The 11476-nt window shown below is 72.1% G+C and carries 10 protein-coding genes, 1 pseudogene and 1 riboswitch; of the genes and pseudogenes, 6 read left to right on the top strand and 5 right to left on the bottom strand.

Annotated elements, in window-relative coordinates:
* Positions 1–458, top strand: a pseudogene (locus tag PV721_RS35400) (DNA polymerase IV); the annotation flags it as partial.
* Between the two features lie 84 nt (positions 459–542).
* Here PV721_RS35400 and PV721_RS35405 read toward each other — a convergent pair.
* Positions 543–908, bottom strand: coding sequence for a PRC-barrel domain-containing protein (locus tag PV721_RS35405; protein WP_319731688.1), 366 nt, complete (start codon positions 906–908; stop codon positions 543–545).
* Positions 909–1020: 112 nt separating this feature from the next.
* A riboswitch (glycine riboswitch) is annotated at positions 1021–1119 on the top strand.
* A gap of 196 nt (positions 1120–1315) precedes the next feature.
* On the opposite strand from PV721_RS35405, the gene gcvP reads away from it, so the two are divergent.
* Positions 1316–4201 carry an aminomethyl-transferring glycine dehydrogenase gene (gcvP, locus tag PV721_RS35410; RefSeq protein ID WP_319731690.1) on the top strand — a complete coding sequence of 962 codons (2886 nt, stop codon included), beginning with the start codon at positions 1316–1318 and terminating at the stop codon, positions 4199–4201.
* Between the two features lie 100 nt (positions 4202–4301).
* Here gcvP and PV721_RS35415 read toward each other — a convergent pair whose 3' ends face one another.
* Together PV721_RS35415 and PV721_RS35420 are read right to left on the bottom strand one after the other, a co-directional pair.
* Entirely contained in the window at positions 4302–4490 is a 189-nt protein-coding gene (locus PV721_RS35415) for a DUF5999 family protein (protein WP_030009772.1), read from the bottom strand.
* A 261-nt stretch (positions 4491–4751) separates the two neighbouring features.
* Positions 4752–5372 carry a hypothetical protein gene (locus PV721_RS35420; RefSeq protein ID WP_319731696.1) on the bottom strand — a complete coding sequence of 207 codons (621 nt, stop codon included), beginning with the start codon at positions 5370–5372 and terminating at the stop codon, positions 4752–4754.
* Between the two features lie 494 nt (positions 5373–5866).
* On the opposite strand from PV721_RS35420, the gene PV721_RS35425 reads away from it, so the two are divergent.
* The 3 genes from PV721_RS35425 (at position 5867) to PV721_RS35435 (ending at position 9180) form a co-directional block, all read left to right on the top strand.
* Positions 5867–7399, top strand: coding sequence for a glutamate-cysteine ligase family protein (locus PV721_RS35425; RefSeq protein WP_319731698.1), 1533 nt, complete (start codon positions 5867–5869; stop codon positions 7397–7399).
* 153 nt (positions 7400–7552) lie between these two features.
* Complete coding sequence (locus PV721_RS35430; protein ID WP_319731700.1) at positions 7553–8374, top strand: type II CAAX endopeptidase family protein; 822 nt, start codon at positions 7553–7555, stop codon at positions 8372–8374.
* 86 nt (positions 8375–8460) lie between these two features.
* Positions 8461–9180: a hypothetical protein gene (locus tag PV721_RS35435; protein WP_319731702.1), complete on the top strand. Its 720-nt coding sequence runs from the start codon at positions 8461–8463 to the stop codon at positions 9178–9180.
* A gap of 40 nt (positions 9181–9220) precedes the next feature.
* On the opposite strand, the gene PV721_RS35440 is transcribed toward PV721_RS35435, so the two are convergent.
* Positions 9221–10063, bottom strand: coding sequence for a PhzF family phenazine biosynthesis isomerase (locus PV721_RS35440; RefSeq protein WP_319731704.1), 843 nt, complete (start codon positions 10061–10063; stop codon positions 9221–9223).
* A 103-nt stretch (positions 10064–10166) separates the two neighbouring features.
* On the bottom strand, positions 10167–10439 hold the full coding sequence (locus PV721_RS35445; RefSeq protein ID WP_319731706.1) for a hypothetical protein: 273 nt from the start codon (positions 10437–10439) through the stop codon (positions 10167–10169).
* A 337-nt stretch (positions 10440–10776) separates the two neighbouring features.
* Between PV721_RS35445 and PV721_RS35450 the strand changes: the two genes are divergently transcribed.
* Positions 10777–11394 carry a PadR family transcriptional regulator gene (locus PV721_RS35450; protein WP_319731707.1) on the top strand — a complete coding sequence of 206 codons (618 nt, stop codon included), beginning with the start codon at positions 10777–10779 and terminating at the stop codon, positions 11392–11394.
* The last annotated feature ends 82 nt before the right edge of the window (positions 11395–11476 follow it).

Genomic DNA, 11476 nt, shown 5'->3' on the forward strand with positions numbered 1-11476 from the left:
GGGTGGGGGTGACGGGGCTCGCGGACTACACGCAGGAGGACCTGTTCGCGCAGTCGCTCGCCGCTGAGCCGGACGGGGCGGCCGGCGCGGCTGGCGCGGCTGGGACGGGTGAGGAGGCCCGGGCGGCCGTCGCGGGCGGGAATGGTGAGCCCCGAGCTGCCGGCGCGCCTGTGGGGGCTTCTGAGGCTTCCGGGGCCCCGGCGGCCGCAGAGCCGCCCGGGGAGCCGGAGCCGGCTCCCGAGCGGCGCTGGCCGGCCGGGAGCGACGTGCGGCACGCGGTGTACGGGCCCGGGTGGGTACAGGGCAGCGGGGTCGGGCGGGTGACCGTACGGTTCGAGCAGCCCGGATCGGAGCCCGGCCGGGTGCGGACCTTCCGGGTGGACGACCCCGAGCTGGAGCCGTCCGATCCGCTGCCGCTGGTGGGGGAGGGCGAGCGGGGAGCCGCGGGCCCGGCATGATCCTGAAGCCGGACGGCGGGGGCGTCGCGCGCCCCGTCCGAGCCCCGGCTCACGGCCGCCGGCCCACGCCCTCCCCGCGCCCGGTCAGCCCTCGTCGCTCGCCAGGCGGCCGAAGTCGCGCTGGAAGTCCGTCGGCAGGGTCGTGTCCAGACCGTAGTGGTGGTAGAGCTGCAGCTCCTGTTCGGGGGAGAGGTGGCGGCCGACGCCGAAGTCGGGGGCTTCCCTGATGAGGGAGCGCTCGAAGGGCACCCGCAAGGTGTCACCCACCATCTCGCTCGGCTCCAGCGGGACGAAGGCGTCCCGGCTGAACAGGCCCGTACGGACGGCCGCCCATTCCGGGACGCCCGTGGCATCGTCGAGGTAGACCTCGTCCACGGTGCCGATCTTGGTGCCATTGCGGTCGAACGCCTTGCGGCCGATCAGGCTGCGCGGATCGATGTCGGTCTGCACGGTCCCTCCAATTGGTCGCAACTGCTCCGTAATGACTACAGAAGTGCATAACGGCAGCAGAGGCCACTCGGGGAGGCTCCAGATCCTCGCTGGTAGGCTGGGTGATGGCTGTCGACCCTGTGCGGGAGAGTCCTCCGAGTGATCAAGACGGAGGCGCCGAAGGAGCAAATCCTCCCCGGAATCTCTCAGGCATACGTACCGCACGGACGAGGCCACTCTGGAAAGCAGGGGCGGGTACCGGGCGCGCAGTGCCGGTCCCACTCCTCACCGACGGTGAAAGCCGGAGCTCTTGGGCGACCCCCGCGGCTCCGGTGAAACTCTCAGGTGCAGATGACAGAGGGGGAGGCCGTCCGGGTGCCCGCGCCGTGGTGCCCCTCGCAGGTCATACGACCAGGAGGCCTCCGTACATGACCGCCAACCGCATTCCGCTCTCCCAGCTGGAGCGAGGCATCCCCTTCGAACAGCGCCACATCGGCCCGGATGCCGAGGCGCAGGCGAAGATGCTCGCCCATGTGGGCTACGGCTCCCTGGACGAACTGACCGCAGCCGCGGTACCGGATGTGATCAAGACCGCCGAGGCGCTCGACCTGCCCGAGGCGCGGACCGAGGCCGAGGTGCTCGCCGAGCTGCGCTCGCTCGCCGACCGCAACCAGGTCCTCTCCTCCATGATCGGTCTCGGCTACTACGGGACCTTCACGCCGCCGGTGATCCTCCGCAACGTCATGGAGAACCCGGCCTGGTACACGGCGTACACGCCGTACCAGCCGGAGATCTCGCAGGGCCGCCTCGAAGCCCTGCTGAACTTCCAGACCGTCGTCGCCGAGCTCACCGGGCTGCCGACCTCGGGAGCCTCGCTGCTCGACGAGGGCACCGCGGCCGCCGAGGCCATGACGCTGGCCCGCCGCGTGGGCAAGGCCAAGGGCAACGTCTTCCTCGTGGACGCCGACGCGCTGCCGCAGACCATCGCCGTGATCGAGACCCGCGCCGAGCCGATCGGCATCGAGGTCGTCGTCGCCGACCTGTCCGGGGGCATCCCGGCCGAGGTCGCCGAGCGCGGTGTCTACGGCGTTCTGATCCAGTACCCGGGCGCCTCCGGTGCCGTCCGCGAGATCAAGCCGGTCATCGACCAGGCGCACGAGCTCGGCGCCATCGTCGCCGTCGCCGCCGACCTGCTCGCGCTGACCCTGCTGACCTCCCCGGGCGCGCTGGGAGCGGACATCGCCGTCGGCACCACCCAGCGCTTCGGCGTCCCGATGGGCTTCGGCGGACCGCACGCCGGCTACATGGCCGTCCAGGACAAGCACGCCCGTTCGCTGCCCGGCCGCCTCGTCGGCGTCTCGGTGGACGCGGACGGCAACAAGGCGTACCGCCTGGCGCTGCAGACCCGCGAGCAGCACATCCGCCGCGAGAAGGCCACCAGCAACATCTGTACCGCGCAGGTGCTGCTCGCCGTCATGGCCGCCATGTACGCCGTCTACCACGGCCCGGACGGCCTGCGGACGATCGCCCGCCGGACCCACCGCTACGCGGCCCTGCTCGCCGCGGGCCTGACCGCCGGCGGGGTCGAGATCGTGCACGGCTCGTACTTCGACACGGTCACCGCCCGTGTTCCGGGCCGCGCGGCCGAGGTCGTCGCCGCCGCCCGCGAGGGTGGCATCAACCTGCACCCGGTCGACGCCGACCACGTCTCCGTCGCCTGCGACGAGACCACCCTGCGCGCCGACATCGAGGCCGTCTGGGCCGCCTTCGGCGTCACCGCCGACATCGAGGCGCTCGACGCGGTCACGGACGACACCCTGCCCGAGGCCCTGCTGCGCTCGGACGACTACCTGACGCACCCGGTCTTCCACCAGCACCGCTCCGAGACCGCGATGCTGCGCTACCTGCGCAAGCTCTCGGACAAGGACTACGCGCTGGACCGCGGCATGATCCCGCTGGGCTCCTGCACCATGAAGCTCAACGCGACCACCGAGATGGAGTCGGTCACCTGGCCCGAGTTCGGCCAGCTGCACCCCTTCGCCCCGGTGGAGCAGGCCGAGGGCTACCTCACGCTCATCACCGAGCTGGAGGAACGTCTCTGCGAGGTCACCGGCTACGACAAGGTGTCCATCCAGCCCAACGCCGGCTCCCAGGGCGAGCTCGCCGGCCTGCTGGCCGTCCGCGCCTACCACCGCGCGAACGGCGACGAGCAGCGCACCATCTGCCTCATCCCGTCCTCCGCGCACGGCACCAACGCCGCCAGCGCCGTGATGGCCGGCATGAAGGTCGTCGTCGTCAAGACCGCCGACGACGGCGAGGTGGACGCGGACGACCTGCGCGCCAAGATCGAGCAGTACCGCGACGAGCTCGCCGTGCTGATGATCACGTACCCCTCCACGCACGGTGTGTTCGAGGAGCACGTCGCCGACATCTGCGCCCAGGTGCACGAGGCCGGCGGCCAGGTCTACGTCGACGGCGCCAACCTGAACGCCCTGGTGGGCCTCGCCAAGCCGGGTCACTTCGGGGGCGACGTCTCGCACCTGAACCTGCACAAGACCTTCTGCATCCCGCACGGCGGCGGCGGTCCGGGCGTCGGCCCGGTCGGCGTCCGGGCGCACCTGGCCCCGTACCTGCCGAACCACCCGCTCCAGCCGACCGCGGGCCCGGAGACGGGCGTCGGCCCGATCTCGGCCGCCCCCTGGGGCTCGGCGGGCATCCTGCCGATCTCGTGGTCGTACGTGCGCCTGATGGGCGGCGAGGGCCTCAAGCGCGCCACCCAGGTGGCGGTGCTCGGCGCCAACTACATCGCCAAGCGCCTGGAGCCGCACTACCCGGTGCTCTACACCGGCCCGGGCAACCTGGTCGCGCACGAGTGCATCATCGACCTGCGCCCGCTGGCGAAGTCCACGGGCGTGAGCGTGGACGACATCGCGAAGCGTCTGATCGACTACGGCTTCCACGCCCCGACGATGTCCTTCCCGGTCGCCGGCACGCTGATGATCGAGCCGACCGAGTCCGAGGACCTCGCCGAGATCGACCGCTTCTGCGACGCGATGATCGCCATCCGCGGCGAGATCGAGCGGGTCGCGGCCGGCGAGTGGCCGGCGGACGACAACCCGCTGGCCAACTCCCCGCACACCGCGGCGGCGCTGGGCGGCGAGTGGAACCACCCGTACACCCGCGACGAGGCCGTCTTCCCGGGCGGCGTCACGGCCGCCGAGAAGTACTGGCCGCCGGTGCGCCGCATCGACGGTGCCTTCGGCGACCGCAACCTGGTCTGCTCCTGCCCGCCGCTGGACGAGTACGACCACTGACACCGAGCGGTGAAGTGACGTGAACGAGGGGCCGGTCCGGGAGAATCTCCCGGGCCGGCCCCTTCGTCGTGGCTTCCGTCGGCCGGGCCTTCCTCAGCGCCTACGCCGCCGCGAGCGGGCGGTGCGGGGCGATGATCTGGCCGTCCGGCAGCAGTTCACCGGTGTCCTCGAAGAGCAGGACGCCATTGCACAGCAGGCTCCAGCCCTGCTCCGGGTGGTTGGCCACCGGGCGAGCGGCCTCCCGGTCGGCGGATTCGGCTGACGGGCAGGCTGGCTGGTGCTGGCACATGGATGCGTTCTTTCGCTGCGGTGTGGTCTGCGTGCTACGGCTCGATGCGTGGTTCATGGCCGTCCCCCTGGGTCATCCCCGCACCCGCGGGGAGCGTGTCATCAGTCTTCCCCCACGACAGCCGCTTCGCAGGTATTTCCCCGCAGCTGTCCTCACAGATTGATGACGCATCACTCGTGCGGGCGGTTCAGGCCAACTCCCCTGTCATTTCGGATGGTTCGCACGTGACCCGAGCGGACTAGGCCGAATGGGTTACTTGGGTCAGGCGGCGGGCGCGGCCAGCGAGGGAGGGAGGGGTGCCGTGGCGGGGGTCAGCCGGTGGGTGAGCACGGGCAGCAGTTCGGAGACCGGATGCGGCCGGTACGCGGCGATGCCCGGCGGGGCCGGGGCCAGCGGCACCAGCAGGTCCTCGCCCGCGGGCAGCCCGGCGGAGGCATCGGCGCCCACCGCCCCGTGCAGCCACAGGGTCAGCATGTAGAGCTCCGGTACGGACAGCAGCCGCGGCTGGTAGTTCGTACCGAGGGACTCCGCCTGGCGCAGGGCGCGTTCGGTGGCGGCGACGTAGGGCCCCTCGAAGAAATGGGAGAAGGTCCAGCCGTCGGGGGTCAGGCGGGTGTCGGCCGCCGCGACGTGGCGGTCCCCGCTGCGGATCAGGAACCGCCAGCCCGTGAGCCGAGTGCGGGGCGGCCTGCCGCCGGCTGCGAGGGTGGACATGCCCAGCCGGTCGAGGACGTGCACCGGAAGGGGGAGTTCGGCGGTCAGGGGCCCCTGGATCGCGCGCAGGGCCGGAGTGTGCGCCTCGTGGACGGCGGTGGGAGAACCGAGTGCCGCGAGGACGCTGCGCAGGGCGGGCGCGGGAGCCGGAGGGACATGCAGCGGCATGGTGGGTCGCCTCTCACTTGGGAGACCTGTGGAACGGGGGCAGGTGCGGACGGCGCTGTCGCATTCTGGGGCCAGAGGGGGGCCGAGGGGCAATGGCCGCGCGCCAACTCTCTGCCTCGTTTGCGGAGTTTATACGACATGTGTTCACGCAGTGTTTCGGCTAGCTGTCCCGCCTATTGCCGGCAAGGCGCTTACCGGTCCCGCTGGCATGGCATTCATGCCGGATGTGCGCGAACGTGCCGCGCTGACCTCGGAGGTTACCGGACGGGGGCTCGGCTGGAAAGCATCGGTTTTGCGGCGCGCGCAAAGTCGAAGAGGAATTTGCGCGAAGCGACTTGCCAGGTGAATGTGCCGAAGCGCCCTTCGGCCAAACCGGCGCGCGCTCCTCGCCACGCACGCCCCCACCGCGTTATGGATCACGGAGGCGGGGCATCATCGACCTTAATGCGCGCCTGGGGGTCCCGGGCCGGGCCCACTCGAGGAGGGACGCTTCGATGGGGGAGAAGGTCGTGGCGGGCGGATTCGACCTGTCCGATCGGCAGCGGTATCGAAGGAAGCTTCACGAGTGTCTGGAGGGGCTGGAGCGACTCCTGGCGGAGAAGAGGTTCGATCGCCCGAAGAACATGATGGGACTGGAGATCGAGCTGAATCTCGCGGGCACCGACGGGTTGCCGAGAATGGTGAATGCGCAGGTGCTGGAGCGGATAGCGAGTCCTGATTTCCAGACCGAACTGGGAATGTTCAACCTGGAGGTGAACGTCCTGCCGCACCGGCTCGGCGGCCGGGTATTCGACCAGCTCGCCGAGGAACTCAGCGCGGGGCTGGGCTATGCCCACAGGCAGGCCGCGGAGATCGACGCCGGCGTGGTGATGATCGGCATTCTGCCGACGATCTCCCGCTCCGACCTGGTCACCGCGAACCTGTCGGCGGTGGACCGCTACTCGCTGCTGAACGAGCAGATCCTGATGATGCGCGGGGAGGACTTCACGCTCGACATCGACGGGGTCGAGCGGCTGATCTGGACCTCCGGGTCGATCGTGCCGGAGGCCGCCTGCACCTCCGTACAACTGCACCTGCAGGTGACGCCGGCCCGGTTCCCGGCCGTGTGGAACGCGGCGCAGGCGGTGGCCGCCGCCCAGATAGCCGTCGGCGCCAACTCGCCCTTCCTGTTCGGACGCGAGCTGTGGCGGGAGTCGCGGCCGCCGCTGTTCACACAGGCCACCGACACCCGGCCGCCCGAGCTCCAGGCGCAGGGAGTGCGGCCGCGCACCTGGTTCGGGGAGCGGTGGGTGGACTCGGCGTACGAGCTCTTCGCCGAGAACGTCCGCTACTTCCCCGCCCTGCTGCCGATATGCGACGAGGAGGAGCCGCTGAGGGTGCTCGCCGAGGGAGGGGTGCCGGCGCTGCAGGAGCTGGTCCTGCACAACGGGACCGTCTACCGCTGGAACCGGCCCGTGTACGGGGTCGCGGACGGGGTGCCGCACCTGCGCGTCGAGAACCGCGTGCTGCCGGCCGGGCCCACGGTCGCCGACGTCGTCGCCAACGCCGCCTTCTACTACGGGCTCGTCCGCACCCTCGCCGACGAGCCGCGCCCGGTGTGGACCCGGCTGCCCTTCGCCGAGGCGGAGGCGAACTTCGACGCGGCCTGCCGGTACGGGATCGACGCGCGGCTGCGGTGGCCGCGCCGGGGTCGGGCCGGGGGCCTGGCGAGCGTGCCGGCCGTACGGCTGGTCCTGGACGAACTGCTGCCGATGGCGGCGGCGGGGCTGGACGCCTGGGGCATCGAGCCCGCGGACCGGGACCACTACCTCGGCATCATCGAGGAGCGCTGCCGGCGGAGGGCGAACGGGGCGACCTGGCAGGTGGACACCTACCACCGGGCCCTGGCGGCCGGGCTGGAGCGGGACGAGGCGCTGTCCGCGACCACCCGGAGGTACAGCGAGCTGATGCACAAGGGCGACCCCGTGCACACCTGGCCCGTGGGCCTGGGGGAGGAGGTGAGCGCCTCGGTCCCTGCGGCGCGCTGAGCCGGCGCGTGGCCGGCGCCGGAGGTGACCGGAGCCGGAGCTGACCGGCGCGCGCGTGGCCGGAGCCGTCCGGTGGTCCCGTTGATCCCGTCGCCCCCCCCGCAGTGATCCTCCCGGTCGCCCGAGGAGGCAGTATGGGGTGGTCGCAACGGGATGGCAGGACGGGAGTCGGGCGTGCGGGCGGATCCGGAGCCGGTGTTCGTGAAGCTGGACGAGGACGGGCGGCGGGGTCTCCTGCGCAACGAGACGCTGCTCGTCCTCGCGCTGTCGCTGGGCGCGAGCGGGGTCTCGGCGCTCATCAGCTTCATCGGCTCGCTCACCAAGCCGGGGGGTCTGAAGGACCAGGCCGCCACGCTCAATGCCTCGCTGGCCCCGGGCCGGCCCTGGCTGGACCTGGCGTGGCAGCTGTTCGGCATCGCGAGCGCGCTGGTCCCCGTCCTGCTGGTGGCGCACCTGCTGACCCGCGAGGGCGCCCCGGGGCTGCGGGGGCTGGGCTTCGACCGCACCCGGCCCCTGGGGGACCTGGCCCGGGGCGCGCTCGTCGCCGCGGGGATCGGGAGTGCGGGGCTCGCCTTCTACCTGGGGGCCCGGGCCGCAGGATTCAACCTCACGGTGGTGCCGGAGGCGCTGCCCGACGTGTGGTGGAAGTTCCCCGTACTGATCCTCTCCGCGCTGCAGAACGCCGTCGTGGAGGAGGTCATCGTGCTGGCCTACCTGCTGCGCCGGCTCGACCAGCTCGGCTGGTCGCCGATGGCCGCACTGCTGGCCAGCTCGGCGCTGCGCGGCTCCTACCACCTCTACCAGGGCGTCGGCGGCTTCATCGGCAACATGGTGATGGGCGCCGTCTTCGTCCTGGCCTACCGCCGCTGGGGGCGGGTGGGACCGCTCGTCGTCGCGCACGCGCTGCTCGACATCGTGGCCTTCGGCGGCTACGCGCTGCTCGCGGGCAAGGTGGGCTGGCTGCCCACGCCGTGATGTGGCGGTGCACCCGATCGGCCCTGCCGGGCGGGGGCGGAGGCCGTACCGGTGCGACGCTGGAGGGGAGTGAGGAGGCGCGCCCGGTGGCTGTTGTGGACTCTCTGGTTCCGTTCGCGCCGTTCTTCGTGCCCGTGGTCAGCGGCCTGGTGGGCGGGGCCAGCCTCCTCATCCGGGACCGCCGCGAGGCACGCAGCTCCGACCACCACTACCGCAGGCGACTGGAGAAGGCCCAGCTGGAGATCCAGTTCCTCAGCGGCTGGATCCAGGCCAAGAAGCTGGCGCCGACCGACTCCCCGGCCCCGGACCCGGAGCCGGGGCGCTGGCTGGACGAGTGCTACGCGTCCGTGCGCCGCGCCAGGGCGGACAAGGGCGGCCGTCACCGGACGGGGCCGGTCTCACTGCGGCGCCTGCTGCTGCTGGGGGAGGCGAGCGGCCCGGCGAAGAGCATGCGGGTCGTGTACTGGATCTCCCTCGTCCTGTTCAACGGGGCGCTCGCGTGGTGGGTGAACGCGCTCGTCGTCGGCGTACCCGGTTTCGCGCACGAGGAGGGCACCTCCGAGTCCGAGGAAGTCGTCTCCTACCTGGCATTGGCGGGCGTCTTCTTCGCCGTGTCGGCCCTCCTGTGGTGGTGGACGGTGCACTTGGGCGCGGCGGAACCGGAGCAGGTCTACCGCAAGCGGATCGACTCGGCCGCCTGGGTGGAGCAGGAGCAGAAGCGGCGGAGTGCCGCGCGCGCGAAGGCGGACGCGAGGGCGCGGTCGAAGGGGGACGAGAAGGGCGACGGGGGCGGGTCCGCGGGCTGACCGGGCCCGGCCGCCCGGCGCCCGCGTCCGTGCCCCGTGGTCACCCCGCCTGTCCGGCCCCGGGCGGGGACGCGAACAGCTCGCCGTCGACGACGGTGACGGCCCGGCCGGTCAGCAGCGTGCGGTCGCCCGCCAGGGTCACCCGTACGAGACCGCGGCGCGCGCCGCCCTGGAGGCCGGTCAGCTCGGTGCGGCCCAGGCGCTCGGCCCAGAAGGGCGCGAGCGCGGTGTGGGCGCTGCCGGTGACCGGGTCCTCGTCGATCCCGAAGGCCGGGAAGAAGCCCCGGGAGACGAAGTCGTAGCCGCGGGAGGGATCCTCGGCGGCCGCGGTGACGATGACGCCGCGCTTGGCGAAGGCGCGCAGGGCGCCGTGGTCCGGCGTCAGCTCGCGCACGGTCTTCTCGTCGGCGAGCTCGATCACGAGGTCGCCGATGTGCGCGGCGGTGTCGTGCACGGAGAGGATCGGCGCCCCGCCGAGCGCGTGGTCCACGGCGGCCGGCGCCGCGACCGGCGTCAGCGAGGACGTCGGGAAGTCCATGGTGATCGTGCCGTCCTCGGCGGTCTCGGCCGTGAGGATCCCGCAGCGCGCGGTGAAGCGGATCCGGCCCGCGGCGAGGCCTGCGGACGCCAGGACGTGCGCCGTGGCGAGCGTGGCGTGGCCGCACATGTCGACCTCGGCGGCCGGGGTGAACCAGCGCAGCGCCCAGTCGGCGTCCCCGCCGGGCGGCAGGGGGTGGGCGAAGGCGGTCTCGGAGAGGTTCACCTCGGAAGCGACCTGCTGGAGCCAGGTGTCCCGGGGGAAGGCGGTGTCGAGGAGCAGGACTCCGGCGGGGTTGCCGTGGAAGGGCCGGTCGGTGAAGGCGTCGACGATTCGGATGCGCATGGGGCGACGGTAGGACGGTTCCTTGATCACCGACAAAGGCCAATCCGGGGTGACTGGACTGGGACCGGTGCCCCGGAGCGGCCTGTGCCCCATGGTGGGCCGCTCAGGTCCGGGAGAGGGCTTTCGTGCCCGACAGCAGGGGGATGCGGTTGAAATTCCCGTCACCGCGGCCGCAGGTCGGGGCGGTGTCGGCCGTGCGGGAGACCTTCGTGCCGGTCGCGGACCGGCCGTCGCGGGCCGTCGGCACCACCGGGTGAAGGACGAGGTGGCAGGGGCCGCGGCCAGGGCCGCAGTTCGGTGTCGTGTCCCGGGTGTCGGAAACGTTCGAGGCGGCCGAGAAGCCCTTGCCGACTGCTCCGAGGCCCCGCGCGACCACGTCGCCACGGGGTCGAGTACCTCGGCGGCTGACTGTCGGCGGTGGCCGCAGGCCCGGGAAGTACGACCATCAGCATGGCAGCGCCGGCGGCGCAGGCAGCGGGGCGAGCCGCTTCCTGCCCCGTCCCTTGTGGCGCACGCATGTCCCCTTGCGTCGGTGCGTCCGCGCGATCGTCGACTGGAAGTTCTGACCGCGATGCACCCCAAGGGGTGCATCGCCCTCGATCGCTGACGACAGGTTCCGATATATCGTTGACGCATCGCGATGGATCAGTGATAGTTGAGGCATCGGAGAACCGATGTCGAAGAAGCGACGACGTGACGAAAGGAGCGCAGTCATGCGTTCACGCGGACAGCACGACCACGGACATGAGCACGGGCGGGGTCACGGCCACTGCGGGCCGGACCGTCGGGAGGAGTTCAGGGGGCTGCGCGCCGCCTTCGGGCCGTTCGGGCCGCCCTTCGGCGGCGGGCCCTTCGGAGGCCGCGGCGGGCGCGGTGGGCGGGGCGGCGGCCGGGCCCGGCGCGGTGACGTGCGCGCCTCGATCCTGGCGCTGCTCGGCGACCGGCCGATGCACGGCTACGAGATGATCCAGGAGATCGGCGAGCGCAGCGGCGGGGCCTGGAAGCCCAGCCCGGGCTCGGTCTACCCGACCCTGCAGCTGCTCGAGGACGAGGGGCTCATCACGAGTGAGAGCGAGGGCGGCAAGAAGCTGTTCACGCTCACCGACGCCGGCCGCACCGAGGCCGAGTCGGGCCCCGACGCGCCCTGGGCCGACGCCGGGCGCGGCTTCGACTTCGAGGCGATGCACGAGGTCCGGACGGCCGGAATCGGCCTGATGGAGGCCTTCGGGCAGGTCTTCAAGACCGGCTCGCCCGAGCAGCGCGAGAAGGCGCTCGGGGTCATCAACGACGCCCGCAAGAAGCTCTACCTGATCCTGGCCGACGAGCACTGAGGGCCGGGAGGCCCGGGCTCCCACGCAGCGCGCCCCGCGAGTCCTCTCGCGGGGCGCGCCGTCGTGTAAGGGGGTGGGGGCG

Source organism: Streptomyces sp. MB09-01 (genome assembly GCF_033794505.1).
Taxonomy (GTDB): Bacteria; Actinomycetota; Actinomycetes; order Streptomycetales; family Streptomycetaceae; genus Streptomyces.